Raw genomic sequence first — 26,998 nt, 5'->3', positions numbered from 1 at the left:
CCATCACGGATACGGGCTTCTCAAGTTCTTGCTCTCTGCGGGCTTGTGTCCACAAACGCGAACACGACGCCCTTCCCCTCATGTCCTTCGGGGCCCGGCATCGTCATAAAACTATCCAACCTGGATGCGGGGCTTATTAAAGGATTCATGTCGGTTTCGTCAACCGCTCCTAGCGCTTAGCTCGCTTTTTCGTGAGCTTTTTTGCTGTCTTTTTGGCGGCTTTTGCCCCTTTCCGGGCATTCGCGGCGCGGGCAGCCTGCTTTGCGGCTTTCTTAACGGCTTTCTTGGCCGGCTGCTTCGCGGTTTTCTTGGCAGCCTTCCTGGCAGCTTTAGCCTTGCGACCCGCCTTCGCGGCCTTGCGGGCCGGTTTGGCGGCCTTTTTGGCCGATTTAACTGCCTTGGTCGTCTTCTTCGCGGTCTTGGACGCCTTCGAGGCGCTCTTGGCCTCCTCGTGCTCCTTCGGTTCCAATGCGCCGAGCGCCGTCAGGATCCGGTTGATCTCGCGGGTGACGTGCTCGATGGTCATCATGCCATCGACCGTCAGAAGCTTGCGCCGCTCCGAATAATAGTGAATCAGCGGCTCCGTCAGCGAACGGTACTGCGCCAGGCGCTTGGTCAGCACTTCCGGCGTATCGTCGAGGCGGACTTCCTCGCCGCGCGCGCGGGTTTCCTCGGCACGCTTCTCGACGCGGGCCAGCAGCGCGCTTTCGTTGACGCGCAGTTCGACCACGGCGTCGAGCTTGAGGTGCTTCTTGCGGAGCAGCTCGTCGAGGGCCTCCGCCTGCGGCACGGTGCGCGGGAAGCCGTCGAGGATGAAGCCCTTCTTGGCATCAGGCTCCTCGATCCGATCGGCGATGATTCCCACCACGACCTCGTCGGGAACCAGCCCGCCATTGGCCATGATCTCCTTGGCCTGCAAGCCGACCGGGGTGCCCGCGGCAACTGCGGCACGCAGCATCTCGCCGGTCGAGAGCTGAACGATGCCATGCCGGTGCACCAGCCGCTGCGCCTGGGTTCCCTTGCCCGAGCCCGGCGGCCCCAAAAGGATCAGTCTCATATCTGTTTCGCCCCCCGGCTAGGTGGCGAATTCCGCACACCTGTGTTTTGCGTTTGAAGCCGCGCCGCGATCAGCGGCGGCGGCCTCCCCTGAGCTTCGACTTCCTGATCAGCCCTTCATACTGGTGGGCGAGCAGATAGCCCTGAACCTGCGACACCGTATCCATCGTTACACTGACGACGATCAAAAGTGAGGTGCCACCAAAGTAGAACGGGACCGAGGCGTAGGAAATCAGAATTTCGGGAATCAGGCAGACGATCGCCAGATAGATCGCGCCGAGCACCGTGATGCGCGACAGCACGTAATCGATATATTCCGCCGTGCGCTCACCCGGCCGGATGCCCGGAATGAAGCCGCCATGCTTCTTCAGATTGTCCGCGGTCTCGGTCGGGTTGAACACGATCGCGGTGTAGAAGAAGGCGAAGAACACGATCAGCGCGAGATACATCAGCAGGAACAGCGGACGGCCGTGGCTGAGCTGGGTGGTGAGCCACTGGAACCACTCCGGCCCCTTGCCGGCGTTGAAGTTCGCAACTGTGGTCGGCAGCAGCAGCAGCGATGAGGCGAAGATCGGCGGGATCACGCCCGACGTGTTGAGCTTGAGCGGCAGATGCGAGGACTGGCCCTCGAACATCTTGTTGCCGACCTGGCGCTTCGGATACTGGATCAGCAGCCGGCGCTGCGCCCGCTCCATGAACACGATGAAGGCGATCACCGCGACCGCCATCACGATGACGATCAGGATCAGGCCGGTCGACATCGCGCCCTGGCGGCCGAGTTCCAGCATGTTGGCGAGCGCCGACGGCAGCTCGGCGACGATGCCGGACAGGATGATCAGCGAGATACCGTTGCCGATGCCGCGCGAGGTGATCTGCTCGCCGAGCCACATCAGGAACATGGTGCCGCCGGTCAGGGTGATCGCGGTCGAGATCCGGAAGAACATGCCGGGGTCGCTGACGACGTTGCCGGCGCCTTCGAGGCCGATCGCGATGCCGTAGGACTGGAACAGCGCCAGGATCACCGTGAGATAGCGGGTGTACTGGTTCAGCGTCTTGCGGCCCGCCTCGCCTTCCTTCTTGAGCGCCTCGAGCTGCGGCGACACGGTGGTCAACAGCTGCACGATGATCGATGCCGAGATGTACGGCATGATGTTGAGCGCGAAGATCGCCATGCGGTGGATGCCGCCGCCGGCGAACATGTTGAACATGCCGAGGATGCCGCCGGACTGGCTGCGGAACACCTGCTCCCAGATGTTGGGATCGATGCCCGGCAGCGGGATGTAGGTGCCCAGCCGATAAACAAGCAGCGCACCCAGGGTGAACCAGATGCGCTTCTTCAGCTCGTCGGCTTTCGCCAGCTGTCCGAAATTGAGGTTGGCGGCAAGTTGTTCGGCTGCTGAGACCATGTTCGGCTTTCTCCCGGAGCCCGCTTCGCCGACGCCCCAAGAACTCGTTCTATCGGGGCGATCGGCAGACACCGGACATTATCTGGTGCTCGGCCTCGATAAGTCCATCATTCGATCTGCGGATTGCCCGCGCCGCGCGCGGGCAATGACGCAGATGTTACGCCGCCTCGCCTTCTTCCTTGGCGGGGGCCAGGATCTTGACCGAGCCGCCGGCCTTCTCGACCGCGGCAATGGCCGACTTGGAAGCGCCGTGCGCTTCGATCGTCAGCTTGGTCTTGATCTCGCCACGGCCGAGCAACCGCAGGCCGTCCTTGGCGCGGCGCAGCACGCCGGCCTTCACCAGCGACTCGACGGTCACGGTCTCGCCGGCGTTGACCAGCTTGTTGTCGATCGCTTCCTGCAGACGGTCGAGATTGATCTCGGCGAAGTCGAGCCGGAAGATGTTGTTGAAGCCGCGCTTCGGCAGACGGCGATGCATCGGCATCTGGCCGCCTTCGAAACCCTTGATGCGGACGCCCGAACGCGCGGTCTGGCCCTTGCCGCCGCGGCCCGAGGTCTTGCCCTTGCCGGAACCGATGCCACGGCCGACACGCATGCGCTTCTTGCGCGAGCCGGCGTTGTCGGCGATATCGCTGAGCTTCATCGCCCTTCTCCTTATCTCTGCTTACTCGCCGACGACGCGGACGAGATGCTGAACCTTGCTGATCATGCCGCGAACTTCAGGGGTATCCTGCAGCTCGGCAACCCGGCCGATCTTGTTGAGCTTGAGGCCGATCAGCGTCGAACGCTGCGAGTGATGGCGGCGGATTGCGCTGCCGGTCTGCTCGACCTTGATCGTCTTGCTGGCCTTGGCCATCGTCTTGAACTCCAGAAAGCGCTGGTCGCGCGGGTTATTCCGCCACCACTTCGGCGTCGCCGCCCACGCGGCGCGACTGCAGGGTGGAGACCTTGATGTTGCGGCGCGCAGCCACCGAACGCGGCGAATCCTGATGCTTCAGCGCGTCGAAGGTGGCGCGAACCATGTTGTAGGGATTCGACGAGCCGATCGACTTCGCCACCACGTCCTGGATGCCGAGCGTCTCGAACACCGCGCGCATCGGGCCGCCGGCGATGATGCCGGTACCCGCCGGAGCGGTGCGCAGATAGACGCGGCCGGCGCCGTGACGACCGGCGACGTCGTGATGCAGCGTGCGGCCTTCGCGCAGCGCGACCCGGGTCAGATTGCGCTTCGCCGATTCGGTCGCCTTGCGGATCGCTTCCGGAACTTCGCGCGCCTTGCCGTGGCCGAAACCGACCCGGCCCTTCTGATCGCCGATCACGACCAGCGCCGCAAAGCCGAAGCGCTTGCCGCCCTTGACGACCTTCGCCACGCGATTGATGTGGACGAGCTTGTCGACGAACTCGCTGTCGCGCTCCTCGCGCTCCCTGCTCCGTTCGCGTCCGCCGCGTTCGCGTTCACCTGCCATGGTGTTTTCCAATCTCTAGGAGGCCTTACGCCTCTTTCCTCGTAATCGTTCGATTCGGTTAGAAGCTCAGTCCGCCTTCGCGCGCTGCATCCGCGAGCGCCTTGACGCGCCCGTGATAGATGTAGGCGCCGCGATCGAACACGACTTCCTTGACACCCTTCTGCGCCGCGCGTTCCGCCAGCAGCTTGCCGACGGCCTTCGCCGCATCGATGTCGGCGCCGGTCTTGCCGGTGTCGCGCAGGGTCTTCTCCAGCGACGAGGCGGACGCGAGCGTCTCGCCCTTCTGGTCGTCGATGACCTGGGCGTAGATGTGCTTGGACGAGCGGAACACCGACAGCCGCGGACGGCCGTTTGCCGAGCGGCGAAGCGCAAGGCGCACGCGCTGCTTGCGCCGGGCATTCGTAACCTTGAGTGACATGACCGGCTCCGTTACTTCTTCTTGCCTTCCTTGCGGAAGATGAATTCGTTGGCGTACTTCACGCCCTTGCCCTTGTAGGGCTCCGGCGGACGGTAGGCGCGGATCTCGGCGGCGACCTGGCCGACGCGCTGCGGATCGTTGCCGGTGATCGTGATCTCGGTCGGCTTCGGCACCGCGATGGTGATGCCTTCCGGGATCGCATAGACCACGTCGTGGCTGTAGCCGAGCGCGAGCTGCAGGTTTTTGCCCTGCATCGCGGCGCGGTAGCCGACGCCGGTGATCTCGAGCTTCTTCTCGAAGCCCTTGGTGACGCCCTCGACGAGGTTGGCGACCTGCGCGCGCGCGGTGCCGTACATCGCCTGCGCGCGGTTGGTCTTGACGCGCGGAGCGACCTTGACCTGGCCGTTTTCGAACTTCACCTCGACGTCGTCATGCACGACGAACTGAAGCTGGCCCTTCGGCCCCTTCACCTTGACGGTCTGGCCCTCGACGGTCGCCGTCACACCCGACGGGATCGCCACCGGCCTTTTGCCGATACGTGACATCGTAAAAAATCCTTCCTCAGAACACCGTGAAGAGAACTTCGCCGCCCACGTTGGCGTCGCGCGCCTCGTGGTCAGCCATGATTCCCTTCGGCGTCGACAACACCGAAATGCCGAGACCGTTGTTCACGCGCGGCAGGTTCTTCACCGAGGCGTAAACGCGGCGGCCCGGCTTCGACACCCGCTCGATCTCGCGGATGACGGGCTCGCCGTCGAAATACTTCAGCTCGATCTCGAGCTCGCTGCGGCCCGAGGCATGCTCGACGCTGGCGTAGCCGCGGATGTAACCCTCGGACTTCAGCACCTCGAGCACGTTGGCGCGCATCTTCGAGCCGGGGCTCGAGACCTTGGACTTCGAACGCATCTGCGCGTTGCGGATGCGGGTGATGAGATCGCTGATCGGATCGTGCGTAGACATTGTTCCGACCCTCCCCTTACCAGCTCGACTTCACGAGCCCGGGAACCAGGCCCTTGGAGCCGAGTTCACGCAGCGCGATGCGCGAGAGCTTGTTCTTGCGATAGTTCGAGCGCGGACGCCCGGTCAGCTCGCAACGGTTGCGGATGCGCGTCGGCGACGAGTTGCGCGGCATCTCGGCGAGCTTCAGCGTCGCCGCGAAGCGCTCTTCCATCGGCTTGGTCTTGTCGGCGATGATCGCCTTCAGCTTCTCGCGGCGCGGGCCGGCGTTCTTCGCCATCCGCTTGCGCCGGTTGTTCTTCTCGACTGAACTCTTCTTTGCCATGCTTGGCTCCTGGGTATCCGCGTTTGAGTGGCTTTGGCTCAGCTACTCACTGCCGGAACGGGAAATTGAAAGCGGTCAACAAGGCCCTCGCCTCGTCGTCGGTCTTAGCGGTGGTGCAGACCGTGATGTCCATGCCACGCGCTTCCGAGACCTTGTCGAAGTCGATCTCGGGGAAAATGATGTGCTCCTTGATGCCGAGCGAATAGTTGCCGCGGCCGTCGAAGCTCTTCGGGTTCAGGCCGCGGAAGTCGCGGACGCGGGGCAGCGCCACGTTCACCAGGCGGTCGATGAACTCGTACATATGGGCCTTGCGCAGCGTGACCTTGCAGCCGATCGGCTGGTTCTCACGCAGCTTGAAGGTCGCGATCGCGATCCGCGAATAGGTCACGATCGCCTTCTGGCCGGCGATCTGGCTCAACTCGGCGGCGGCGGTCTCGGCCTTCTTGCGGTCGTTGACGGAATCGCCAACGCCCATGTTGAGCACGACCTTGTCGAGGCGCGGCACCTGCATCACGTTGGCATAACCGAACTTCTCGGTCATCATGCCGCGGATCTTCTTGTCGTACTCCGCGCGCAGACGCGGCGTGTAAGCTGTATCAGCCATCGATCTCTGCTCCCGAGCTCTTGGCAACACGAACCTTCTTGCCATCGGCCTGAATCTTGAACCCGATGCGGGTCGGCTTTCCGTCCTTGCCGACATACGCGATGTTCGAAAGGTCGATCGGCATCTCCTTGGAGATGATGCCGCCTTCCTGGGTCTGGCTCTGCTTCTGGTGACGCTTCACCATGTTGATGCCGCGAACGAGAGCCTTGTTCTCGTCCGGACGCACCTCGAACACCTCGCCGGTGCGACCCTTGTCGCGGCCGGTGAGCACCATCACCTTGTCGCCCTTGCGGATCTTGGCAGCCATCACAGCACCTCCGGCGCGAGCGAAATGATCTTCATGTGGTTCTTGGCGCGCAGCTCGCGCGGCACCGGCCCGAAGATACGGGTGCCGACCGGCTCGGACTGATTGTTGATCAGCACGGCGGCGTTGCGGTCGAAACGGATGACCGAACCGTCGGCGCGACGGATGTCCTTGCGGACCCGGACCACGACGGCCTTCATCACGTCGCCCTTCTTCACCTTGCCACGCGGAATGGCTTCCTTGATCGACACAACGATAACGTCGCCCACGGTGGCATAGCGGCGCTTGGAACCTCCAAGAACCTTGATGCACATGACACGGCGTGCGCCTGAATTATCGGCCACGTCGAGGTTGGTCTGCATCTGAATCATTGATGCACCTCGTCCTCTTTCTGCGCTTGAGCGCGCTCAAAATTTCCCTGAATGACTTCGGCCAGGCCGAAGTAATCAGGCCGTTTTCTTGTGTTCGCCCCGGACCACGGTCCAGCGCTTCAGCTTCGAGATCGGCTTCGATTCCTCGATCCAGACCATGTCGCCCGGCTTGAACTGGTTGTTCTCGTCGTGCGCGTGGTAGTTCTTGGAACGGCGGATCGTCTTCTTGTAGATCGGGTGGGTGAAGCGGCGATCGACGCGCACCACGATCGTCTTGGCTTGCTTGTCGCTGACGACCACGCCCTGCAGAGTACGTTTCGGCATAGGCTTGCCCCTTACTTCTTCTTCGCGCGCAGCTGCGCGGCGATGGTCTTGATACGAGCGATATCGCGGCGGGCTTCCCGCATCCGCGACGTGTTCTCCAGCTGCCCGGTGGCGCGCTGGAAGCGCAGGTTGAAGCGTTCCTTCTTCAGGTTCAGGACCGCGTCTTCCCGCTGGTCGTCGCTCATCGCGCGAATGTCTTCAACTTTCATCTCGGCCATGGCGATTACTCCGCAATGCGCGCAACGAAGCGCGTCTTGATCGGCAGCTTGGCGGCGGCGAGCGACAGCGCCTCCTTGGCGGTCTGTACCGGCACGCCGTCGATCTCGAACATCACGCGGCCCGGCTTGATCCGGACCACCCACAATTCAGGCGCACCCTTGCCGGAGCCCATGCGGACTTCGGCGGGCTTCTTCGACACCGGCACGTCCGGGAACACGCGGATCCAGACGCGGCCGGCGCGCTTCATGTGACGGGTCAGCGCGCGGCGGGCGGCTTCGATCTGACGGGCGGTGACGCGCTCAGGCTCCATCGCCTTCAGGCCGAACTGGCCGAACGCCAACGTCGCGCCAGAGGTCGCAACGCCGTGGATACGGCCCTTATGCGCCTTCCGGAACTTCGTCTTCTTAGGTTGCATCATGGCTTTAAGCCCTCAAATTCCTGCTTTGCCTCAAGCGGCGTCGCGGCGCGAACGCGGCGTGTTGTCGCCCTCGGCCATCTTCTTGTCCTGGGCCATCGGATCGTGCTCGAGGATCTCGCCCTTGAAGATCCAGACCTTGACGCCGCAGGTGCCGAAGGTCGTGAACGCGGTGGCAACGCCGTAATCGACGTCGGCGCGCAGCGTGTGCAGCGGCACGCGACCTTCGCGGTACCACTCCATGCGCGCGATTTCGGCGCCGCCGAGACGGCCCGAGCAGTTGATGCGGATGCCCTCGGCGCCGAGACGCATCGCCGACTGCACGGCGCGCTTCATGGCGCGGCGAAACGCAACGCGGCGCTCGAGCTGCTGGGCGATCGATTCAGCGACCAGGGTCGCGTCGAGCTCCGGCTTGCGGATTTCGACGATGTTGATCACGACGTCCGACGAGGTGATGTCGGCGACCTTCTTGCGCAGCTTGTCGATGTCGGCGCCCTTCTTGCCGATAACGACGCCCGGACGGGCCGAATGGATCGTCACGCGGCACTTCTTGTGCGGACGCTCGATCACGATGCGGGCGACGGCCGCCTGCTTGAGCTCCTTGTGCAGGATCTCGCGGATCTTGACGTCCTCATGCAGCAGCTTGCCGTATTCCTGCTTGCCGGCGAACCAACGGGAGTCCCAGGTCCGGTTGATGCCGAGACGCAGCCCGATTGGATTGATCTTTTGACCCATCGTCTTCTCCTGCGCCCTTCTTAGGCGCTTGCCTCGGCCTCGACCTGACGAACCACGATGGTCAGGTGCGAGAACGGTTTGAACACACGGCCCGAACGGCCACGGCCGCGCGGAGCAAAACGCTTCATCACGATGCCGTTGCCGACATGCGCCTCGGCAACGACGAGATCGTCGACATCGAGGTCATGGTTGTTCTCGGCGTTGGCGATCGCCGATTCCAGGCACTTCTTGACGTCGACCGCGATCCGCTTGCGCGAAAACTGCAGGTCGGCGAGCGCAGCGGACGCCTTGCGGCCGCGGATCAGCTGCGCCACCAGGTTGAGCTTCTGCGGGCTGACGCGCAGCATGCGGGCGACGGCCTTGGCCTCATTGTCCGCGAGGCTACGTTCGCGCTTTGGTTTGCTCATCGTCTATTCCTCAAGCCTTCTTGGCTTTCTTGTCGCCCGAGTGGCCGTGGAAGGTCCGGGTCGGCGAGAACTCGCCGAACTTGTGACCCACCATTTCCTCGTTGATCGCCACCGGCACATGCTTCTGGCCGTTGTAGACACCGAAGGTCAGGCCGACGAACTGCGGCAGGATGGTGGAGCGGCGGCTCCAGATCTTGATGACGTCGTGACGGCCGGACGCGCGGGCGGCATCTGCCTTCTTGAGCAGAGAACCCTCGACGAACGGGCCTTTCCAGACTGAACGAACCATGTCCGGCGTTCCTTACTTCTTCCGCTTGTGGCGGCTGAGGAGAATGAATTTGTTGGTCGACTTGTTGGTGCGGGTCTTCTTGCCCTTGGTCGGCTTGCCCCACGGAGTGACCGGGTGACGACCGCCCGAGGTACGACCTTCACCACCGCCGTGCGGGTGATCGATCGGGTTCATGACGACGCCGCGGTTGTGCGGACGCCAGCCGAGCCAGCGGGTACGACCGGCCTTGCCGATCGAGATGTTCATGTGATCGGGGTTCGAGACCGCGCCGATCGTGCCGCGGCAACGGCCGTGTACGAGACGCTGCTCGCCCGAGTTCAGGCGGACGATCACGTAGTCCTGGTCGCGGCCGACGATCTGGGCATAGGTGCCGGCGGAGCGCGCCAGCTGGCCGCCCTTGCCGATCTTCAGCTCGATGTTGTGCACGATCGTGCCGACCGGCATGTTGCCGAGCGGCATGACGTTGCCCGGCTTGACGTCGACATAGTTGCCGGCGACGACGGTGTCGCCCGCCGCCAGGCGCTGCGGCGCCAGGATGTAGGCCAGCTCACCGTCCTGGTACTTGATCAGCGCGATGAACGCGGTGCGGTTCGGATCGTACTCCAGCCGCTCCACGACCGCCGGCACGTCCACCTTGTCGCGGCGGAAGTCGACGGTGCGGTAGGCCTTCTTGTGGCCGCCGCCGCGGAAGCGCACGGTGATGCGACCGGTGTTGTTGCGACCGCCGTTGCCGAGCTTGCCCTCGGTCAGGGTCTTCACCGGCTTGCCCTTGTAGAGCGCCGAACGATCGACCATGACCAGCTGGCGCTGGCCCGGCGTCGTGGGATTGTAGGTTTTCAATGCCATCGTCGTTGCGCCTTATAGTCCGGTAGTCACGTCGATGCGGTGGCCCTCTTCCAGGGTCACGATCGCGCGCTTGGTGTCCGACTGCGAGCCGAGATTGCCGCGGAACACCTTGGTCTTGCCCTTGCGGACGAGGGTGTTGACGCTCTTCACCTTGACGTCGAACAGCTTCTCGACCGCTTCCTTGATCTGCGGCTTGGTCGCCTTACCGGCGACCTTGAACAGCACCTTGTTGTGCTCGGAGGCGAGCGTCGCCTTTTCCGTCACGACCGGCGAGATGATGACGTCGTAGTAGCGCGGATCGATGTTCTTCATTTGAAGCGCGCCTCCAGCGCATCAACCGCAGCCTTGGTCAGCACCAGCTTGTGGCGGCGGAGAATGTCGTAGACGTTGATGCCCTGGATCGGCAGCACGTCGATGTTGGGAATGTTGCGGGCCGCGGTCGCGAAACCGGCGTTGAGCTCCGCACCGTCGATGATCAGCGCGTTGGTGAGCCCGAGGCCGGAGAAGTGACCGAGCAGCGCCTTGGTCTTAGCGGCCTCGAGCTGCGCATTGTCGATCACGATCAGCCCGCCGTCCTTGGCCTTGGCCGACAGCGCATGCTTCAGTGCCAGCGCGCGCACCTTCTTCGGCAGGTCGGTCGCATGGGAGCGAACCACCGGACCGAATGCACGGCCACCGCCGCGGAACTGCGGCACGCGGGCCGAGCCGTGACGGGCGCCGCCGGTGCCCTTCTGCTTGTACATCTTCTTGCCGGTGCGCCAGACGTCGGCGCGGCCCTGGGCCTTGTGCGTGCCGGCCTGACGCTTGTTCAGCTGCCACTGCACGCAGCGCTGAATGATGTCGGCGCGGGGCTCGAGACCGAAGATCGCGTCCGAGAGCTGGACAGATCCGGCGTCCTTGCCTTCAAGGGTCGTGACTTTCAGTTCCATCTCACGCGCCCTCCTTCTCGGCCACAGCTTCGGCAGCTTCTCCGCCGGCGACCTTGAACTTGCCGGGCTTCGGGGCTTCCTTCGGCAGCGGCTTCTTGACGGCGTCGCGCACCGAGATCCAGCCGCCCTTGGAGCCGGGAACGGCACCTTCGACGAGGATCAGGCCGCGCTCGACGTCGGTCGAAACCACGCGCAGATTGAGCGTGGTGATGCGATCGACGCCCATGTGACCGGGCATCTTCTTGTTCTTGAAGGTCTTGCCGGGGTCCTGACGGCCACCGGTCGAACCGATCGAACGGTGCGAGATCGACACACCGTGGGTGGCGCGCAGACCGCCGAAATTCCAGCGCTTCATGCCGCCGGCGAAGCCCTTACCGATCGAGGTGCCGGTCACGTCGACAAACTGGCCGACCACGAAATGGTCCGCCTGGATTTCCGCGCCGACCGGGATCAGCGCGTCCTCGGACACGCGGAACTCGGCAACCTTGCGCTTCGGCTCGACCTTGGCGACCGCGAACTGGCCGCGTTCGGCCTTCGGCATGTACACCGTCTTGCGGGCGCCCGAGCCGAGCTGAAGCGCGACATAGCCGTTCTTCTCGGTCGTGCGGTGGCCCAGCACCTGGCAGTTGCCCAACTTCAGCACGGTCACAGGGATATGCTCGCCGGTCTCCGTAAAGACCCGCGTCATCCCGACCTTCTGTGCGATCACTCCGGAGCGCATCGGCGTGCTTCCTGTCTTTCTGTCCGCAAGCGGCGGACGTAAAAATCCAAAACCTTAGAGCTTGATCTCGACGTCGACACCGGCGGCCAGGTCGAGCTTCATCAGCGCATCGACGGTCTGCGGGGTCGGGTCGACAATGTCGAGGAGGCGCTTGTGGGTGCGCATCTCGAATTGCTCGCGGCTCTTCTTGTCAACGTGCGGCGAACGGTTGACGGTGAACTTCTCGATGCGGGTCGGCAGCGGAATCGGTCCGCGAACCTGCGCACCGGTGCGCTTCGCCGTGTTCACGATCTCACGGGTCGACGTATCGAGGATTCGATGGTCGAACGCCTTGAGACGGATGCGAATATTTTGGCCGTTCATTGCCGTATTCTTTCTTTAGTGAGTGGCGAGTAGCGAATAGCGAATGGTGACCCACTCGCTACTCGCCATTCCCTATTCGCGTTCTTACTCGATGATCGCGGCGACGACGCCGGCGCCGACGGTGCGGCCGCCTTCGCGGATCGCGAAGCGCAGCTTTTCTTCCATCGCGATCGGCACGATCAGGTGCACTTCCATCGCGATGTTGTCGCCCGGCATCACCATCTCGGTGCCTTCAGGCAGGTGCACAACGCCGGTCACGTCGGTGGTGCGGAAGTAGAACTGCGGACGGTAGTTGGTGAAGAACGGGGTGTGACGACCGCCCTCTTCCTTGGTGAGGATGTAAGCCTCAGCCTTGAACTTGGTGTGCGGCTTGACCGAGCCGGGCTTGCACAGCACCTGGCCGCGCTCGACTTCCTCGCGCTTGGTGCCGCGGAGCAGCGCACCGATGTTGTCGCCGGCCTGGCCCTGGTCGAGCAGCTTGCGGAACATTTCGACGCCGGTGACGATGGTCTTCTGGGTGTCGCGGATACCGACGATCTCGATTTCCTCGCCGACCTTGATCACGCCGCGCTCGACACGGCCGGTGACGACGGTGCCGCGGCCCGAGATCGAGAACACGTCTTCAACCGGCATCAGGAACGGCTGGTCGATCGGACGCTCCGGCTGCGGAATGTACTCGTCGACATTGCGCATCAGCTCGAGGATGGCGTCGTGGCCGAGCTTCTTGTCCTTGTCTTCGAGGGCGGCGAGCGCCGAACCCTTGATGATCGGAATATCGTCGCCCGGGAACTCGTACTTCGAGAGCAGTTCGCGAACTTCCATCTCGACGAGCTCGAGCAGTTCCGGATCGTCGACCATGTCGCACTTGTTCAGGAACACGACGAGCGCGGGCACGCCGACTTGGCGGGCGAGCAGGATGTGCTCGCGGGTCTGCGGCATCGGGCCGTCAGCAGCCGACACGACCAGGATCGCGCCGTCCATCTGGGCGGCACCGGTGATCATGTTCTTCACGTAGTCGGCGTGGCCGGGGCAGTCGACGTGAGCGTAGTGGCGGTTCTGCGTCTCGTACTCGACGTGAGCGGTCGAGATGGTGATGCCGCGCGCCTTCTCTTCCGGCGCCTTGTCGATCTGGTCGTAGGCGGTGAACGTCGCGCCGCCGGTTTCTGCAAGCACCTTGGTGATCGCTGCGGTCAGCGAGGTCTTGCCATGGTCGACGTGACCGATGGTGCCGATGTTGCAGTGGGGCTTGTTACGCTCGAATTTTGCTTTGGCCATTTGACTCTCCGTTCAGTCGTTAGCTGCTAACCAACGACAATCAAGCAAACTTTTTCTGGACTTCAGCCGACACGTTCGCCGGAGCTTCGGCGTAGTGATCGAACTGCATTGTGAAGGTCGCGCGCCCCTGGCTCATCGAGCGCAGGTTGTTCACGTAACCGAACATGTTCATGAGCGGCACCATCGCGTTGATGACGTTGGCATTGCCGCGCATGTCTTGGCCCTGGATCTGGCCGCGCCGGGAATTCAGGTCGCCGATGACCGAACCGGTGTAGTCTTCCGGAGTCACCACCTCGACCTTCATGATCGGCTCGAGCAGAACGGACTTGCCCATCTGCAGCGCCTCGCGGAAGCAGGCGCGCGTGGCGATTTCGAAGGCCAGTGCCGACGAGTCGACGTCGTGGAACTTACCGTCGATCAGCTGCACCTTGACATCGACGATCGGGAAGCCCGCGACCACGCCGGAGGACAGCACGCTCTCGAGGCCCTTTTCGACGCCCGGGATGTATTCCTTCGGCACCGCGCCGCCGACGATCTTCGATTCGAACTCGTAGCCCTTGCCGGGCTCGTTCGGCTCGACGATCAGGGTGACGGCCGCGAACTGGCCGGTACCGCCGGTCTGCTTCTTGTGGGTGTAGCTATGCTCGACCCGCTTGGTGACACGCTCACGGAACGCCACCTGCGGCGCGCCGATATTGGCGTCGACCTTGTAGGTGCGCTTGAGGATGTCGACCTTGATGTCGAGATGCAGTTCGCCCATGCCCTTGAGGATGGTCTGGCCGGACTCGTGGTCGGTCGACACGCGGAAGGACGGATCCTCCGCCGCGAGCTTGGCCAGCGCCACGCCCAGCTTCTCCTGGTCGGCCTTCGACTTCGGCTCGATCGCGATCTCGATCACCGGCTCCGGGAATTCCATCTTCTCGAGGATGACGGGCTTGCCGGGATCGCACAGCGTGTCACCGGTGCGCGCTTCCTTCAGGCCGGCCAGCGCGACGATGTCGCCGGCATAGGCTTCCTTGATGTCTTCGCGGTTGTTCGCATGCATCAGCAGCATCCGCCCGATCCGCTCCTTCTTCTCGCGGGTCGAGTTGATGACGCCGGTGCCCGACTGCAGGATGCCGGAATAGATGCGGCAGAAGGTGATGGTGCCGACGAAAGGGTCGTCCATGATCTTGAACGCGAGCAGAGCCAGCGGCTCCTTGTCGTCCGCATGGCGCACGACTTCGTTGCCATCCTCATCGGTGCCCTTGATCGCGGGCACGTCGATCGGCGACGGCAGGTAGTCGACGACGGCGTCGAGCAGCGGCTGCACGCCCTTGTTCTTGAACGCGGAGCCGCACAGCACCGGATAGAACGCACCGGTCAGCACGGCCTTGCGGATCAGGCGCTTCAGGGTCGCCTCGTCCGGCTCCTTGCCGTCGAGATAGGCGGCCATGGCATCGTCATCGAGCTCGACGGCGGCTTCCACCATCTTCTCGCGATATTCCTTGGCCTGCTCGACCAGGTCTTCCGGGATGTCGACATAGTCGAACTTGGCGCCGAGCGATTCATCGTTCCAGACGATGCCCTTCATCTTCACGAGGTCGACGAGACCCTTGAAGTTGTTCTCGGCACCGATCGGCAGCTGGATCGCGATCGGCTTGGCGCCGAGGCGGTCGACGATGTCGGACAGGCACTTGAAGAAGTCGGCACCGGTCTTGTCCATCTTGTTGGCGAAGACGATACGCGGAACCTTGTACTTGTCGCCCTGGCGCCAGACGGTCTCGGTCTGCGGCTCGACGCCCTGGTTGGAGTCGAGGACGCAAACGGCGCCGTCGAGCACGCGCAGCGAACGCTCGACTTCAATGGTGAAGTCGACGTGGCCGGGGGTGTCGATGATGTTCAGGCGCTTGCCGTTCCAGAACGCGGTGGTCGCAGCCGAAGTGATCGTGATGCCACGCTCCTGCTCCTGCTCCATCCAGTCCATCGTCGCGGCACCTTCGTGCACTTCGCCGATCTTGTGGCTCTTGCCGGTGTAATACAGAATGCGCTCGGTGGTCGTGGTCTTGCCGGCGTCGATATGCGCCATGATACCGAAGTTACGGTAGTCCTCGATGGCATGTTGGCGGGGCATGAGACTGTTCCTTAGATTCCGTTGTTCGCCTTACCAGCGATAGTGCGAGAAGGCGCGGTTGGCTTCCGCCATCCGGTGCACGTCTTCACGCTTCTTGACGGCGTTGCCGCGGTTGTTCGAGGCGTCGAGCAACTCCGCCGAGAGACGCTCCGTCATGGTCTTCTCGTTGCGCTCACGGGCGGCCGAGATCAGCCAGCGGATGCCGAGCGCCTGACGGCGCACCGAGCGGACTTCCACCGGCACCTGGTAGGTCGCACCGCCGACGCGGCGGGAACGGACCTCGATGGTCGGCATCACGTTCTCGAGCGCCTGCTCGAACACGCCGAGCGGCGGCTGCTTGGTCTTGGCCTCGATCATGCCGAGCGCACCGTAGACGATGTTTTCGGCGACCGACTTCTTCCCGGCGTACATCACCGAGTTCATGAACTTCGTAATGATGACGTTCCCGAACTTCGGATCCGGAAGAACTTCACGCTTCTCAGCAGAATGGCGACGCGACATCTGATCGTTTCCCGCTTACTTCGGACGCTTCGCGCCGTACTTCGAACGACGCTGCTTACGGTTCTTGACGCCCTGGGTATCCAGCACGCCACGGAGGATGTGGTAGCGCACGCCGGGCAAGTCCTTGACGCGGCCGCCGCGGATCATGACCACCGAGTGCTCCTGCAGGTTATGGCCCTCACCCGGGATGTAGCCGATCACCTCGAAGCCGTTGGTCAGGCGCACCTTGGCGACCTTACGAAGCGCCGAGTTCGGCTTCTTCGGGGTCGTGGTGTAGACGCGCGTGCACACGCCGCGCTTCTGCGGCGACTGCTGCAGCGCCGGCACTTTCTTACGCGACTTCTGCACTTCACGCGGATTTGCGATCAGCTGGTTGATCGTCGGCATGCAGCCTTCACCCTTTAGTTCGCGCGGAAACCTTGAATGGCTCCGCAAATTTCTTCTCAGGACTAGCCGTCCCGTACGGCCCGCTCGACGCGGAGCAAATACCCGCGCAAAGCGAAATCGCGCCAACCACTCATCACTGAGCGGAAAGCGCATCGACGCCACAGAGGACCGCGACTCCGAACCGTTCAGCGTTTGCTGTCCGGCCCGCTACCGAGGTCATGCATCCGAGTTCACTCTCAAGAGGACGTGCTCAAGAGAACTAAAATCGTCCTGGCATTGCCTAGCTATCATCGACAGCGTTTGAGCGGCATTCGTCGAGGTTGGTGCCCGTCCGGCGCCTGAAAAAAGGCCTTCGGGTGATCCGTTCCGACGCTGGCGTAGCTCACCGCCTGTCGTTAAGTGAGCGCCTTGTATAAGCGAGAGATAGTGAAGTCAAGCAAAACGACAAGCAAAGAAACGCCTCTGGCGCTTGCAGATTTCGCATTTCGCGGCGCTCGTCGGACGCCCAAATATGACAGCGTTTGCGACTCCCCTCGCCCGAATCCGAATCCCTGGCACGCCAGCGGAATCTCATTATACCCGGGTAAAATATGGTTAGAAACAATTCTCCCCAACTTGGACCAGAAGGCGAAATTCGAAACTAAGCCTTTATTTGCCATTCGCAGCGCAAAAATTGCGGTCTACGGCCACGGAAAGCGTCATGAAGTACACCGACATCGCGATCATCGGCGGTGGTCTTGCGGGCTCGACCGCGGCCGCCATGCTCGGCCGTGCCGGGGTACCGGCCGTCCTGATCGACCCTCATCAGGTCTATCCATTCGACTTCCGCGTCGAAAAGATCGGTGGCGACCTCCAGCTCGCGCGATTCGCCCGGACCGGCCTTGCCGAATCCGTACTCCGCTCGGCGACGCTGGACGGCGAGAACTGGATCGCGCGATTCGGCCATCTGCTCGACCGGCAGCCGAGCCGGCAATACGGCATCATGTATGACGCGCTGATCACCGCGATTCGGACGGAGATCGCCGCGCCGGCCGAATTCATCCGCGACAAGGTCGTCAACGTCGCGACGAGCTCCGAGCGGCAGCGGCTGGTGCTGTCGGGCGGCGAGGAGATTTCGGCGCGCCTCGTGGTGCTCGCCAACGGCCTGAATGTCGGGCTGCGCCGGATGCTCGGCATCGAGCGGCTGGTGACCAGCTTCTGCCACTCGATCTCGATCGGCTTCGATCTCGTCCCCGTCGGCCGCCCCGCCTTTCCGTTCGCGGCCATGACCTATTTCTCGGAGCGGCCGAGCGACCGGATCCCCTACATCACGCTGTTTCCGATCGGAAACCGGATGCGCGCCAACCTCTTCACCTATCGCCCGGCCGACGATCCGTGGCTGCGGGCGATGCGGCGCAATCCGGTCGCGACGCTGAACGCCGCGCTCCCGCGGCTGCGCCGCCTCACCGGCGAATTCGACGTCGCCGGCGACATCAAGATCAGACCCGCCGACATCTATGTCAGCACCGGCTATCGGCAGGCCGGCGTCGTGCTGGTCGGCGACGCCTTCGCCAGCACCTGCCCGGTCACCGGCACCGGGACCGACAAGGTGTTCACCGACGTGTCCCAGCTCTGCAACGTCCATATCCCGGCCTGGCTTGCGAGCGACGGCATGGGCGAGGAGAAGATCACGGCGTTCTACGACGATCCGGTCAAGACGGAATGCGACGCCTGGTCGAACGCCAAGGCATTCAACTTCCGCGAGGTGTCGATCGGCAGCGGGCCCTACTGGCAGGCCCAGCGCTGGGCGCGCTTCCTCGGCTATCTCGGCCGGGGCTCGCTGCGCCGGCTGCAACGCCCGCAAGCGGCGTCAGCGACACGGCCGGCCGATCACTTCCGGCAACGTCCGCACGCAACCGACAGGGCGTAGCCTCGGACGTCGACGAGCAGGTATCACGCCTCCTCGTCTTCGTCCTCATCCTCGTCGTCTTCATCATCGTCCGCGTCGTCGTCCGCGTCGTGATGCTTATGCCCCTGGTCGTCCCACAGCTTGCGGTAGACGCCGTTCTTGGCCAGCAGCTCCTCGTGCGAACCGCGCTCGATCGCCCTGCCGCCAGCGATGACGATGATCTCGTCCATCTCGACCACCGAAGTCAGACGGTGCGTCGACCAGATCATGGTGCGGCCCTCGGCGACCTTGAGCAGCGTGCGGTTGATTGCCGCCTCCGTGGTCTGGTCGAGCGCGGAGGTGGCCTCGTCGAGCAGCAGCACCGACGGGTTGCGGATGATCGCCCGCGCGATTGCGATGCGCTGCCGCTGACCGCCGGACAAGGTATCGCCGCGCTCGCCGACCGGCGTGTCGTAGCGCTGCGGCAGGCTCATGATGTAGCGATGGATCTCGGCCTTCTTCGCGGCGTCCTCGACCTCCGCGTCGGTCGCCCCTTCCTTGCCGAGCCGGATATTCTCGCGGATCGACATGTTGAACAGCATGTTCTCCTGGAACACGACCGCCATGCTGGCGCGCAGCGACTCCCGCGTCACCCGGCGGATGTCGACGCCGTCGATCGCGACGCGCCCCTCGTTGGGCACGTAGAGCCGCAGGATCAGGTTGATCAGCGTGCTCTTGCCGGAGCCGCTGGGACCGACGATCGCAATGCTCTTGCCGGCCTTCAACTTGAGGCTGAGATTGTCGAGCACCGGCGTCTGCGCCCCCTCATACTGGAAGGTGACGCGGTCGAACGAGATGTCGTTGGTGATGCGCGGCAGATCCGGCGCCCCGGGACGGTCGGCGCCGCGGGTCGGCTCGTCGAGCAGCTCCTGGATGTGCCGCACCGCCGCCGCCGACTGGATCGACACCGGGATGAAATGCATCAGATGGGCGATGTTGTACGACACCTCCCAGAACGCGCTCTCGAAGGTCACGAAGGTGCCGACCGTGATCTGGCCCTTGGTGGCGAGATAGGCACCGATCGCCAGCACCACGAGGTGGAGCAGCAGCACCGCGATGGTGACGGTGCGCTCCACCATGGTCGACAGGAACATGGCTGACGCGGCCTTGGCGCGGACATCGCGGTTGCGCAGCGTGAACCAGCCGAGCGCCCGGCGCTGCAGGTTGAACGCCTTCACCACCGCCTGGGCGGCGACGTTCTCCTGCACCATTCCGAGCAGTGCGGCTTCGTTCTGCTTCTGCTCGTAGTTCGCCTGCACCGCCTTCGGCGTCAGGATGCGCGGCCCGATCAGCGTGATCGGAAACACCAGCAGGGCGACCGCGGCCAGCTGCCAGTTCAGGAACAGCATCAGGATGATGCCGGCCACCAGTTCGAAGCCTGGCAGCGCCGCGCTGTTGGCGAAGGTCTTGATCGAGCCCTCGAAGGCCGACAGGTCGATCGAGAAGCGCGACAGGATCTCGCCGCGCTTGGTGCGCGCGAAATAGGCCGACGGAAGGTTCTGGACGTGCTCGAAGATGCGCGTCCGGACGTCGGCGATGATGCCCGCGCCGAGCCGGGCATCCCAGCGCTCATACCAGACCGCGATGATCGAGGTGACGATGCCGGCGACCGCAAGCACGCCGAGAATCTTGTAGAGGGCCCCGAAATCCTCCTCGCCGAGCGCGTCGTCGATCAGGAATTTCAGGCTGAGCGGCATGATGACGTTGAACAACGTCTCGACCAGCACGCCGATGGTGACGAAAGCGAGCGGCTTTCTGTAGTTGGCCAGGATCGGCCTGACGAAGCCGAAGATCGTGGAGAGCGCGCCGGCGGCTTCCTTGGCGGTAAAGACGACGAGGTCCTCGTCATCATCGTCGTCGAGCTCGAACTCGTCGTCCTCGTCCTCATCATCCTCATCGTCGGCCGGCGCAGCAGCCGGCCTGGCAGAGGCGCCTGCCGCAGGCGGACCGGCCGCGGCCGCAGGCTTCTTCTTCAGCTCGGGATCGTCCGCCGCCGATCGATTCGGATCGTCTGATGCAGGAGGTCTTGATGCAGGAGGTCTTGGCGCCATGAAACCAACCGATGCTCCACGGCCGGCATGACCGCAAATCGAAACCGCAGCGGGCGAACGCTGCCGGTACAATCCTATGCGATCACAATGAATTCGGCAAAGCGTTTGGCGCGCCGCGCGTCGGGGCTGCTAGTCGTCGTGATCCGCCTCGACCTTGTCGAAGAAGGAATAGCGCAGGCTGTCGGAGTCGGCGTACCACTGCCCCGGTCCCTTGTTGGCGGCCAGCGTCAAGGTCCACAGCGCATCGGTGCAGTCGCGGCGGTGCATCGACAGGTCGAAGCCGTTGCCGAAGAACAGTTCCGACCATTCCCACCAGGTGCCAAGCTTCTTCACGCCGCGCAACAGGTCGTAGCGATCGATCACCGCCGGCGCCATGTCCGAGGTCACCGACGCGAACACGACGCCGGTCTTGACCACGCGGTTGAGCTCGCGCACCCCGCGCACGACCTGCTTCTCGCCGAGATGGCACAGCGCGGTCTCGAACACGAAGTCGAACTCGTTGTCCTTGAACGGCATGTCGGCGATCGAGCCGAGCTTGTTGTACTTCCTGAGCGCCTTCGGCGTCTTGCCGTGGATGTAGCGGTTGTTCTCGATGCCCCAGGCGTCGATGCCGCGCTCGCGCAGCGCACCGACCAGTTCGCCGCTGGCCGAGCCCGCGATCAGCAGCTTGTAGCCCTTCGCCCTGCCCCACACCGTCTTGATCAGGTCGGTCAGATAGGCCGGGTCGGTGAAGTTGCGCCAGACTTCGCTGTAGGGGCCGGCGCCGCGATAATTCTCGAAATAGTCGCGGTCGATCTTGTCGGACAGCGCGCCTTCGTCCTGCGCCCGGGCGCGACGCAGCCGCATCATCTCAGTGACGACGATGTCGGTCGCGGCATCGGAGGAATCGAGCAGCCCGTTCAGCGTGGAATCGAACAGATAGTCGCCGACCACCACGATGCCGGGGTGCTCCTTCGGATCGGGACGGTGGTTGGTCATGACGTCGCGCACCGGCAGGCCGCCCGGCAGCGCATTGACCGACGACAGCCAGCGATGGGTCTTGCCCTCGAGGAAATGCGCACGCGCATCGCCGAACGAAGCCGGCAGCGACTTCAGCGCAGCGTCGATCAGCTCCTCATCGCTGAGATTGGCGAAGGCGAGCGCGTCGGAGCCGGCGATCAGCCAGTTCAGCACGCCGTGCTTGCCGACATCGTGGCGCGCGCCCTCATTGTAGACGCAGCAGCCGCCGAACGCCTCCGACATGAACCAGGCGCCCGGGATCTTCTCGCCCCAGAACGGCTCGTCGAACAGGATCGAGACGCGCAGATAGTGCGCGGGACGATCGAAATAGGCGACGTGCTTGACCATCGACTTGCGCAGCTGCTCGCCGTCCCAGCGCATGGTGGCGAGCCAGGAATGCGGCAGGCAGACCAGCACGAGGTCGAAGTCGCGCGTCTCCGGTCCCTTGCCGTTCATCATGTTGAGCTGGTAGCGGCCACCTTCGGTCTTGCCGACCTTGAGGACGCGATGGTTGAGCTGGATGTCGGCGCTGACCTCCGAGCGCAGGCAATCGATCAGCTGCTCGTTGCCGTTCTGGATCGAGTACAGGCCGATATAGCCGTCGACGTCCATCACGTAGTTCTTCAGCGCGTTGAGGCCGTTGGTGTTGTGGCTCTCGGTCGCGAGGTCGGAGCGCGCCATTACCTTGAAGAACCGCTTGGCGGTCGGATCCTCGACCTCTTCGTCGAGGATCTGCTCGGCGGTCTTGTAGGCCCACGGATGTTCGTTGTCGTGGGCGCCGACGCCCTCGTAATATTCGATCGGCGACACCAGCTCGGTGCAGCGCTTGCGGAACGCCTCGATCGCGGCCGCGGTCTTGGCGCCGTATTTGCGCCGCATGCCGGGAACGTCAGCCAGCAGCTCGCCGTCGAGTTGCACCTGCTCGGCATCCATCGGGATGGTCTGCAGGCCGAAATGCTGGATCAGCTCGCGCAGCGGGTCCGGTCCCGTCATCGAGTAATCGTAGATCTCGGCGACGCCGGCCTCGTACATCGCGGGCGCGGTGTCGAATTTGCGCGTGACGATCTTGCCCCCGAGGCGGTTCGACGCCTCGAAGATGGTGATGCGGCAGAGGTCGCCGAGTTTGCGCTTCAGATACCAGGCGCTCATCAGCCCCCCGGGGCCGCCGCCTACAATCGCCAAGTCGAGCATATCGATTCCGTCGTCTCCGGCTCGAGCCAAACAGCCGGTCTAAGTCACCCTAGCAAAGGCACTTTTTTGCCTGAAGGGAAGATGAACAAACTGCGTCCCTGCACCGCAGCAAGGCAAGAAAGCAACAAAAAGGCCGGCAGAACGCCGGCCTTCTCGTCGCACCCGTAATCTTGCGGATGCCTATTCCGCGGGCGGCAGCGCCAGCGGCTCCGCTTCCGGGGCCGTCGGCACGATCGCCGCCTGCTGCTTCTCGCGCTCGTCGAGGATCAGCTTGTCGCGCTTGACCGCGACTTCACGAATCCGCGCCATCGAGGCGCCGGTGCCGGCCGGAATCAGGCGGCCGACAATGACGTTCTCCTTGAGGCCCTCGAGCGGGTCGATCTTGCCGTTGACCGCCGCTTCGGTGAGCACGCGTGTGGTCTCCTGGAACGACGCCGCCGAGAAGAAGGAGCGGGTCTGCAAGCTCGCCTTGGTGATGCCGAGCAGAACCGGCGTACCCGTGGCGGGCTTCTTGCCCTCCTCCTTGGCCTTGGTGTTGAGCGCGTCGAACTCGATCTTGTCGACCTGCTCGCCCGAGATCATGTCGGTGTCGCCCTGATCGGTGACCTCGACCTTCTGCAGCATCTGACGGACAATCACCTCGATGTGCTTGTCGTTGATGAGCACGCCCTGCAACCGGTAGACCTCCTGGATTTCGTTGACCAGGTAGGCAGCGAGCTCCTCGATGCCCTTGATCGCCAGGATGTCGTGCGGCGCCGGATTGCCTTCGACGATGAAATCGCCCTTTTCGACGATGTCGCCGTCCTGAAGGTGGATGTGCTTGCCCTTCGGGATCAGGTACTCGCGCGGCTCCTCGGTCTTGTCCATCGGCTCGATCGAGATGCGGCGCTTGTTCTTGTAGTCGCGGCCGAAGCGGATCGTTCCCGCGGTCTCCGCGATGATCGCCGCATCCTTCGGCTTGCGAGCCTCGAACAGTTCCGCCACCCGCGGCAGACCGCCGGTGATGTCACGCGTCTTGGCGCTCTCGGTCGAGATACGCGCCAGGATGTCGCCGGGCATCACCTTCGCGCCGGTGTCGACCGACAGAATGGCGTCGACCGACAGCATGTAGCGGGCATCGCCGCCACGCGCGAGCTTCATCACCTTGCCGTCCTTGCCCTTGACCACGATGGCCGGGCGCAGGTCCGAACCGCCGCGCGTCGTGCGCCAGTCGATGACCACGCGCTTGGCGATACCGGTCGACTCGTCGAGCGTTTCCGAGATCGACTGGCCTTCGACCAGGTCCTCGAACCCGATCGTGCCCTCGACTTCGGTGAGCACCGGGCGGGTATAGGGATCCCACTCCGCGATGCGCTGGCCGCGCTTGACCATGTCGCCTTCGTCGACGTGCATCTTCGAACCGTACTGAATACGGTGGGTTGCACGCTCGGTGCCGTCGGCATCGACGATCGCAACGACCATATTGCGCACCATCGCGATCAGGCTGCCCTCGCTGTTGCGGGCGATCGCCTTGTTCCTGATCACGATCTTGCCGTCGAAGTTCGATTCGACGAACGACTGCTCGTTGAGCTGAGCGGCGCCGCCGATGTGGAACGTGCGCATCGTCAGCTGCGTACCGGGCTCACCGATCGACTGGGCCGCGATGACGCCGACGGCCTCACCGTGGTTGACCGGGGTGCCGCGGGCCAGGTCGCGGCCGTAGCACTTGGCGCAGATGCCGTTGATCAGCTCGCAGGTCAGCGCCGAGCGGATCTTCACTTCCTGGATGCCGGCCTGCTGGATCGCGTCGACGTGGCTCTCCTCCATCAAGGTATCACGCTTGATGATGACCTCGTTGGTGGCGGGATCGCGCACGTCATCGCAGGCCGTGCGGCCCAGGATGCGCGAGCCGAGCGAGGCAACGACCGTGCCGGCGTCGACGATGGCGCGCATCTTGATGCCGAGCGTGGTGCCGCAGTCGGTCTGCGTGATGATGCAGTCCTGCGCGACGTCGACCAGACGGCGGGTCAGGTAGCCGGAGTTCGCGGTCTTCAACGCGGTGTCCGCAAGGCCCTTGCGGGCGCCGTGGGTCGAGTTGAAGTACTCGAGCACCGACAGACCTTCCTTGAAGTTGGAAATGATCGGCGTCTCGATGATCTCGCCCGACGGCTTGGCCATCAGGCCGCGCATGCCGGCGAGCTGGCGCATCTGGGCCGGCGAACCACGCGCACCGGAGTGCGCCATCATGTAGATCGAGTTGATGTCGGCATCCGCGCCCGCCGCCGTCTTCTTGGTGGACGAGATCTCCTTCATCATCGCCTTGGCGACTTCTTCACCGGCCTTCGACCAGGCGTCGACGACCTTGTTGTACTTCTCGCCATGGGTGATCAGGCCGTCATTGTACTGCTGCTCGAAATCCTTCGCCAGCGTACGGGTCTGGTCCACGATCTTCCACTTCGACGCCGGCACGACCATGTCGTCCTTGCCGAACGAGATGCCCGCCTTGAAGGCGTTGTAGAAGCCGAGCGCCATGATGCGGTCGCAGAAGATCACCGTCTCCTTCTGACCGCAGTGACGGTAGACCTGGTCGATCACGCCCGAGATCTCGCGCTTGGTCATCAGCTTGTTGATGATGTCGTACGAGATCTTGGTGCTCTTCGGCAGCAAATTGCCGAGCATGACGCGGCCGGCGGTGGTTTCGATCCACCGCTTGGTCAGCTTGCCTTCGTCGTCGAGGCTCTCCCACCGATACTTGATCTTGGTGTGGAGGTGGATGACCTTCGAATGCAGGGCGTGCTCGAGCTCGGCCATGTCGCCGAAGATCTTGCCCTCGCCGGGCAGGCCTTCGCGCATGATCGAGACGTAGTAGAGACCGAGCACGATGTCCTGCGACGGCACGATGATCGGCTGGCCGTTCGCCGGATGCAGGATGTTGTTGGTCGACATCATCAGGACGCGCGCTTCCAGCTGCGCTTCGAGCGACAGCGGAACGTGCACGGCCATCTGGTCGCCGTCGAAGTCGGCGTTGAAGGCGGCGCAGACCAAGGGATGCAGCTGGATCGCCTTGCCCTCGATCAGCACCGGCTCGAACGCCTGGATGCCGAGGCGATGCAGCGTCGGCGCGCGGTTCAGCAGCACCGGATGCTCGCGGATCACCTCATCGAGGATATCCCAGACCTCCGGACGCTCCTTCTCGACCAGCTTCTTGGCCTGCTTCACCGTGGTGGACAGACCCTTGGCGTCGAGCCGCGAGTAGATGAACGGCTTGAACAGCTCGAGCGCCATCTTCTTCGGCAGGCCGCACTGATGCAGGCGCAGCTCGGGACCGACCACGATCACCGAACGGCCCGAATAGTCGACGCGCTTGCCGAGCAGGTTCTGACGGAACCGGCCCTGCTTGCCCTTCAGCATGTCGGCGAGCGACTTCAAAGGTCTCTTGTTGGCGCCCGTGATGACGCGGCCGCGGCGGCCGTTGTCGAACAGCGCGTCGACGGCCTCCTGCAGCATGCGCTTTTCGTTGCGGATGATGATGTCGGGCGCACGCAGCTCCATCAGCCGCTTCAGGCGGTTGTTGCGGTTGATGACGCGGCGATACAGGTCGTTGAGGTCGGAGGTCGCGAACCGGCCGCCGTCGAGCGGCACCAGCGGACGCAGGTCCGGCGGGATCACCGGCACGACCGTCATGATCATCCATTCCGGCTTGTTGCCGGAGACGCGGAAGGCCTCGACGATCTTCAGACGCTTGGCGAGCTTCTTGTGCTTGATGTCGGAGTCGGTCTCCGCCATGTCGGCGCGCAGCGTCGCCTCGAGCTTCTCGAGCTCGAGTCCCTTCAGCAGTTCGCGGATCGCTTCCGCGCCGATCATGGCGGTGAAGCTGTCCTGGCCGTACTCGTCCTGCGCCTTCAGATACTCGTCTTCCGACAGCAGCTGGCGGTCCTTCAGCGCGGTCAGACCCGGCTCGAGAACGACGTAGTATTCGAAGTACAGGATCCGCTCGAGATCCTTCAGCGTCATGTCGAGCAACAGGCCGATGCGCGACGGCAACGACTTCAGGAACCAGATGTGGGCGACGGGAGCAGCCAGCTCGATATGGCCCATGCGCTCGCGCCGGACGCGCGACAGCGTCACCTCGACCGAGCACTTCTCGCAGATGATGCCCTTGTACTTCATCCGCTTGTATTTGCCGCACAGGCACTCGTAGTCCTTGATCGGCCCGAAGATGCGCGCGCAGAACAGGCCGTCACGCTCCGGCTTGAAGGTGCGGTAGTTGATGGTCTCCGGCTTCTTGATCTCGCCGTAGGACCAGGACAGAATCTTCTCCGGAGACGCGATCGAAATCCGGATCTGGTCGAAGACCTGAGCCGGCGTCGTCGGATTGAAAAGATTCATAATCTCTTGATTCATGGTCTTCTCCTCGCGT

At 63.5% G+C, this 26,998-nt stretch carries 31 protein-coding genes; 1 reads left to right on the top strand and 30 read right to left on the bottom strand.

Going from position 1 to position 26,998, the window contains the following annotated elements; genetic code table 11:
* Positions 1-169: 169 nt before the first annotated feature.
* The 27 genes from ACVISU_RS38460 to rpsL form a co-directional block, all read right to left on the bottom strand.
* Complete coding sequence (locus ACVISU_RS38460) at positions 170-1,057, bottom strand: adenylate kinase (RefSeq protein ID WP_456710414.1); 888 nt, start codon at positions 1,055-1,057, stop codon at positions 170-172.
* Positions 1,058-1,127: 70 nt separating this feature from the next.
* A complete protein-coding gene (gene secY, locus ACVISU_RS38455) occupies positions 1,128-2,462 on the bottom strand; it encodes a preprotein translocase subunit SecY (RefSeq protein WP_021081647.1) in 1,335 nt (444 codons plus the stop codon).
* 157 nt (positions 2,463-2,619) lie between these two features.
* Positions 2,620-3,105 (bottom strand): 50S ribosomal protein L15, encoded by a 486-nt coding sequence (gene rplO / locus ACVISU_RS38450; RefSeq protein ID WP_456710413.1) that lies wholly within the window; start codon positions 3,103-3,105, stop codon positions 2,620-2,622.
* A gap of 21 nt (positions 3,106-3,126) precedes the next feature.
* A complete protein-coding gene (gene rpmD, locus ACVISU_RS38445) occupies positions 3,127-3,318 on the bottom strand; it encodes a 50S ribosomal protein L30 (protein WP_024578582.1) in 192 nt (63 codons plus the stop codon).
* A 34-nt stretch (positions 3,319-3,352) separates the two neighbouring features.
* A complete protein-coding gene (gene rpsE, locus ACVISU_RS38440; RefSeq protein ID WP_021081649.1) occupies positions 3,353-3,928 on the bottom strand; it encodes a 30S ribosomal protein S5 in 576 nt (191 codons plus the stop codon).
* A 58-nt stretch (positions 3,929-3,986) separates the two neighbouring features.
* The gene (gene rplR, locus ACVISU_RS38435; RefSeq protein WP_050402255.1) at positions 3,987-4,346 is read right to left on the bottom strand and encodes a 50S ribosomal protein L18; all 360 of its coding nucleotides are present in this window, start codon (positions 4,344-4,346) and stop codon (positions 3,987-3,989) included.
* Positions 4,347-4,357: 11 nt separating this feature from the next.
* Positions 4,358-4,891 carry a 50S ribosomal protein L6 gene (rplF, locus tag ACVISU_RS38430; RefSeq protein ID WP_024578581.1) on the bottom strand — a complete coding sequence of 178 codons (534 nt, stop codon included), beginning with the start codon at positions 4,889-4,891 and terminating at the stop codon, positions 4,358-4,360.
* A gap of 16 nt (positions 4,892-4,907) precedes the next feature.
* Positions 4,908-5,306, bottom strand: a complete 399-nt coding sequence (gene rpsH / locus ACVISU_RS38425; RefSeq protein WP_021081651.1) for a 30S ribosomal protein S8 — start codon at positions 5,304-5,306, stop codon at positions 4,908-4,910.
* 16 nt (positions 5,307-5,322) lie between these two features.
* Positions 5,323-5,628, bottom strand: coding sequence for a 30S ribosomal protein S14 (rpsN, locus tag ACVISU_RS38420; RefSeq protein ID WP_016843757.1), 306 nt, complete (start codon positions 5,626-5,628; stop codon positions 5,323-5,325).
* Between the two features lie 46 nt (positions 5,629-5,674).
* On the bottom strand, positions 5,675-6,232 hold the full coding sequence (gene rplE, locus ACVISU_RS38415; RefSeq protein WP_021081652.1) for a 50S ribosomal protein L5: 558 nt from the start codon (positions 6,230-6,232) through the stop codon (positions 5,675-5,677).
* Positions 6,225-6,539 (bottom strand): 50S ribosomal protein L24, encoded by a 315-nt coding sequence (rplX, locus tag ACVISU_RS38410; protein ID WP_050402253.1) that lies wholly within the window; start codon positions 6,537-6,539, stop codon positions 6,225-6,227. Before rplX ends, rplE begins: the two co-directional genes overlap by 8 nt.
* On the bottom strand, positions 6,539-6,907 hold the full coding sequence (gene rplN / locus ACVISU_RS38405) for a 50S ribosomal protein L14 (protein ID WP_011473865.1): 369 nt from the start codon (positions 6,905-6,907) through the stop codon (positions 6,539-6,541). The genes rplX and rplN overlap by 1 nt, the downstream gene beginning before the upstream one ends.
* A gap of 75 nt (positions 6,908-6,982) precedes the next feature.
* Positions 6,983-7,231 (bottom strand): 30S ribosomal protein S17, encoded by a 249-nt coding sequence (gene rpsQ, locus ACVISU_RS38400; protein ID WP_016843754.1) that lies wholly within the window; start codon positions 7,229-7,231, stop codon positions 6,983-6,985.
* Positions 7,232-7,242: 11 nt separating this feature from the next.
* A complete protein-coding gene (gene rpmC, locus ACVISU_RS38395) occupies positions 7,243-7,449 on the bottom strand; it encodes a 50S ribosomal protein L29 (protein WP_021081654.1) in 207 nt (68 codons plus the stop codon).
* Positions 7,450-7,454: 5 nt separating this feature from the next.
* Positions 7,455-7,868, bottom strand: coding sequence for a 50S ribosomal protein L16 (gene rplP, locus ACVISU_RS38390; protein WP_016843752.1), 414 nt, complete (start codon positions 7,866-7,868; stop codon positions 7,455-7,457).
* A 30-nt stretch (positions 7,869-7,898) separates the two neighbouring features.
* Entirely contained in the window at positions 7,899-8,600 is a 702-nt protein-coding gene (gene rpsC / locus ACVISU_RS38385) for a 30S ribosomal protein S3 (protein WP_018272135.1), read from the bottom strand.
* A 20-nt stretch (positions 8,601-8,620) separates the two neighbouring features.
* Positions 8,621-9,007 carry a 50S ribosomal protein L22 gene (gene rplV, locus ACVISU_RS38380; protein WP_018272136.1) on the bottom strand — a complete coding sequence of 129 codons (387 nt, stop codon included), beginning with the start codon at positions 9,005-9,007 and terminating at the stop codon, positions 8,621-8,623.
* A gap of 10 nt (positions 9,008-9,017) precedes the next feature.
* Entirely contained in the window at positions 9,018-9,296 is a 279-nt protein-coding gene (gene rpsS, locus ACVISU_RS38375; protein WP_018272137.1) for a 30S ribosomal protein S19, read from the bottom strand.
* Positions 9,297-9,308: 12 nt separating this feature from the next.
* The gene (gene rplB, locus ACVISU_RS38370) at positions 9,309-10,142 is read right to left on the bottom strand and encodes a 50S ribosomal protein L2 (protein ID WP_050402252.1); all 834 of its coding nucleotides are present in this window, start codon (positions 10,140-10,142) and stop codon (positions 9,309-9,311) included.
* 12 nt (positions 10,143-10,154) lie between these two features.
* Entirely contained in the window at positions 10,155-10,454 is a 300-nt protein-coding gene (locus tag ACVISU_RS38365; protein WP_074126940.1) for a 50S ribosomal protein L23, read from the bottom strand.
* A complete protein-coding gene (rplD, locus tag ACVISU_RS38360) occupies positions 10,451-11,071 on the bottom strand; it encodes a 50S ribosomal protein L4 (RefSeq protein ID WP_194460838.1) in 621 nt (206 codons plus the stop codon). The genes ACVISU_RS38365 and rplD overlap by 4 nt, the downstream gene beginning before the upstream one ends.
* Before the next feature lies 1 nt (position 11,072).
* Positions 11,073-11,792 (bottom strand): 50S ribosomal protein L3, encoded by a 720-nt coding sequence (gene rplC, locus ACVISU_RS38355; protein WP_050402250.1) that lies wholly within the window; start codon positions 11,790-11,792, stop codon positions 11,073-11,075.
* 54 nt (positions 11,793-11,846) lie between these two features.
* A complete protein-coding gene (rpsJ, locus tag ACVISU_RS38350; protein ID WP_002712302.1) occupies positions 11,847-12,155 on the bottom strand; it encodes a 30S ribosomal protein S10 in 309 nt (102 codons plus the stop codon).
* Positions 12,156-12,239: 84 nt separating this feature from the next.
* Positions 12,240-13,430, bottom strand: coding sequence for an elongation factor Tu (gene tuf / locus ACVISU_RS38345; protein WP_021081658.1), 1,191 nt, complete (start codon positions 13,428-13,430; stop codon positions 12,240-12,242).
* Positions 13,431-13,470: 40 nt separating this feature from the next.
* Complete coding sequence (fusA, locus tag ACVISU_RS38340; RefSeq protein ID WP_456710412.1) at positions 13,471-15,543, bottom strand: elongation factor G; 2,073 nt, start codon at positions 15,541-15,543, stop codon at positions 13,471-13,473.
* A 30-nt stretch (positions 15,544-15,573) separates the two neighbouring features.
* Positions 15,574-16,044, bottom strand: coding sequence for a 30S ribosomal protein S7 (rpsG, locus tag ACVISU_RS38335; protein WP_050402248.1), 471 nt, complete (start codon positions 16,042-16,044; stop codon positions 15,574-15,576).
* 15 nt (positions 16,045-16,059) lie between these two features.
* Positions 16,060-16,431, bottom strand: a complete 372-nt coding sequence (rpsL, locus tag ACVISU_RS38330) for a 30S ribosomal protein S12 (protein WP_006611834.1) — start codon at positions 16,429-16,431, stop codon at positions 16,060-16,062.
* Positions 16,432-17,131: 700 nt separating this feature from the next.
* Between rpsL and ACVISU_RS38325 the strand changes: the two genes are divergently transcribed.
* A complete protein-coding gene (locus ACVISU_RS38325; RefSeq protein ID WP_456710411.1) occupies positions 17,132-18,340 on the top strand; it encodes an FAD-dependent oxidoreductase in 1,209 nt (402 codons plus the stop codon).
* 23 nt (positions 18,341-18,363) lie between these two features.
* On the opposite strand, the gene ACVISU_RS38320 is transcribed toward ACVISU_RS38325, so the two are convergent.
* The 3 genes from ACVISU_RS38320 to rpoC all read right to left on the bottom strand — a co-directional run bounded on the left by ACVISU_RS38320 (position 18,364) and on the right by rpoC (position 26,982).
* Positions 18,364-20,409, bottom strand: coding sequence for an ABC transporter ATP-binding protein (locus ACVISU_RS38320; protein ID WP_456710410.1), 2,046 nt, complete (start codon positions 20,407-20,409; stop codon positions 18,364-18,366).
* A 129-nt stretch (positions 20,410-20,538) separates the two neighbouring features.
* A complete protein-coding gene (locus tag ACVISU_RS38315) occupies positions 20,539-22,599 on the bottom strand; it encodes an FAD-dependent oxidoreductase (RefSeq protein ID WP_456710409.1) in 2,061 nt (686 codons plus the stop codon).
* Between the two features lie 180 nt (positions 22,600-22,779).
* Positions 22,780-26,982, bottom strand: a complete 4,203-nt coding sequence (rpoC, locus tag ACVISU_RS38310; protein WP_050402245.1) for a DNA-directed RNA polymerase subunit beta' — start codon at positions 26,980-26,982, stop codon at positions 22,780-22,782.
* Positions 26,983-26,998 lie beyond the last annotated feature (16 nt).

It is taken from the genome of Bradyrhizobium sp. USDA 4452, from assembly GCF_054063575.1.
Note: the sequence above shows the minus strand (reverse complement) of the source record. Positions and strands in the feature narration are given on the sequence as shown.

What these genes read in the sequence shown, in the direction of transcription:
- rpsL (WP_006611834.1), bottom strand. Translation starts at nt 16,431, where the DNA reads ATGCCGACGATCAACCAGCTGATCGCAAATCCGCGTGAAGTGCAGAAG.
- rpsS (WP_018272137.1), bottom strand. Translation starts at nt 9,296, where the DNA reads ATGGTTCGTTCAGTCTGGAAAGGCCCGTTCGTCGAGGGTTCTCTGCTC.
- ACVISU_RS38325 (WP_456710411.1), top strand. Translation starts at nt 17,132, where the DNA reads ATGAAGTACACCGACATCGCGATCATCGGCGGTGGTCTTGCGGGCTCG.
- rplF (WP_024578581.1), bottom strand. Translation starts at nt 4,891, where the DNA reads ATGTCACGTATCGGCAAAAGGCCGGTGGCGATCCCGTCGGGTGTGACG.
- fusA (WP_456710412.1), bottom strand. Translation starts at nt 15,543, where the DNA reads ATGCCCCGCCAACATGCCATCGAGGACTACCGTAACTTCGGTATCATG.
- rpoC (WP_050402245.1), bottom strand. Translation starts at nt 26,982, where the DNA reads ATGAATCAAGAGATTATGAATCTTTTCAATCCGACGACGCCGGCTCAG.
- rplD (WP_194460838.1), bottom strand. Translation starts at nt 11,071, where the DNA reads ATGGAACTGAAAGTCACGACCCTTGAAGGCAAGGACGCCGGATCTGTC.
- rpsJ (WP_002712302.1), bottom strand. Translation starts at nt 12,155, where the DNA reads ATGAACGGCCAAAATATTCGCATCCGTCTCAAGGCGTTCGACCATCGA.
- rplC (WP_050402250.1), bottom strand. Translation starts at nt 11,792, where the DNA reads ATGCGCTCCGGAGTGATCGCACAGAAGGTCGGGATGACGCGGGTCTTT.
- tuf (WP_021081658.1), bottom strand. Translation starts at nt 13,430, where the DNA reads ATGGCCAAAGCAAAATTCGAGCGTAACAAGCCCCACTGCAACATCGGC.
- rpsH (WP_021081651.1), bottom strand. Translation starts at nt 5,306, where the DNA reads ATGTCTACGCACGATCCGATCAGCGATCTCATCACCCGCATCCGCAAC.
- rpsC (WP_018272135.1), bottom strand. Translation starts at nt 8,600, where the DNA reads ATGGGTCAAAAGATCAATCCAATCGGGCTGCGTCTCGGCATCAACCGG.
- rplX (WP_050402253.1), bottom strand. Translation starts at nt 6,539, where the DNA reads ATGGCTGCCAAGATCCGCAAGGGCGACAAGGTGATGGTGCTCACCGGC.
- rplP (WP_016843752.1), bottom strand. Translation starts at nt 7,868, where the DNA reads ATGATGCAACCTAAGAAGACGAAGTTCCGGAAGGCGCATAAGGGCCGT.
- rpsQ (WP_016843754.1), bottom strand. Translation starts at nt 7,231, where the DNA reads ATGCCGAAACGTACTCTGCAGGGCGTGGTCGTCAGCGACAAGCAAGCC.
- rplO (WP_456710413.1), bottom strand. Translation starts at nt 3,105, where the DNA reads ATGAAGCTCAGCGATATCGCCGACAACGCCGGCTCGCGCAAGAAGCGC.
- rplB (WP_050402252.1), bottom strand. Translation starts at nt 10,142, where the DNA reads ATGGCATTGAAAACCTACAATCCCACGACGCCGGGCCAGCGCCAGCTG.
- rplE (WP_021081652.1), bottom strand. Translation starts at nt 6,232, where the DNA reads ATGGCTGATACAGCTTACACGCCGCGTCTGCGCGCGGAGTACGACAAG.
- rpsG (WP_050402248.1), bottom strand. Translation starts at nt 16,044, where the DNA reads ATGTCGCGTCGCCATTCTGCTGAGAAGCGTGAAGTTCTTCCGGATCCG.
- rpsN (WP_016843757.1), bottom strand. Translation starts at nt 5,628, where the DNA reads ATGGCAAAGAAGAGTTCAGTCGAGAAGAACAACCGGCGCAAGCGGATG.
- rpmD (WP_024578582.1), bottom strand. Translation starts at nt 3,318, where the DNA reads ATGGCCAAGGCCAGCAAGACGATCAAGGTCGAGCAGACCGGCAGCGCA.
- secY (WP_021081647.1), bottom strand. Translation starts at nt 2,462, where the DNA reads ATGGTCTCAGCAGCCGAACAACTTGCCGCCAACCTCAATTTCGGACAG.
- rpmC (WP_021081654.1), bottom strand. Translation starts at nt 7,449, where the DNA reads ATGGCCGAGATGAAAGTTGAAGACATTCGCGCGATGAGCGACGACCAG.
- rpsE (WP_021081649.1), bottom strand. Translation starts at nt 3,928, where the DNA reads ATGGCAGGTGAACGCGAACGCGGCGGACGCGAACGGAGCAGGGAGCGC.
- rplR (WP_050402255.1), bottom strand. Translation starts at nt 4,346, where the DNA reads ATGTCACTCAAGGTTACGAATGCCCGGCGCAAGCAGCGCGTGCGCCTT.
- ACVISU_RS38315 (WP_456710409.1), bottom strand. Translation starts at nt 22,599, where the DNA reads ATGCTCGACTTGGCGATTGTAGGCGGCGGCCCCGGGGGGCTGATGAGC.
- rplN (WP_011473865.1), bottom strand. Translation starts at nt 6,907, where the DNA reads ATGATTCAGATGCAGACCAACCTCGACGTGGCCGATAATTCAGGCGCA.
- ACVISU_RS38365 (WP_074126940.1), bottom strand. Translation starts at nt 10,454, where the DNA reads ATGAAGAACATCGATCCGCGCTACTACGACGTCATCATCTCGCCGGTC.
- rplV (WP_018272136.1), bottom strand. Translation starts at nt 9,007, where the DNA reads ATGAGCAAACCAAAGCGCGAACGTAGCCTCGCGGACAATGAGGCCAAG.
- ACVISU_RS38320 (WP_456710410.1), bottom strand. Translation starts at nt 20,409, where the DNA reads ATGGCGCCAAGACCTCCTGCATCAAGACCTCCTGCATCAGACGATCCG.
- ACVISU_RS38460 (WP_456710414.1), bottom strand. Translation starts at nt 1,057, where the DNA reads ATGAGACTGATCCTTTTGGGGCCGCCGGGCTCGGGCAAGGGAACCCAG.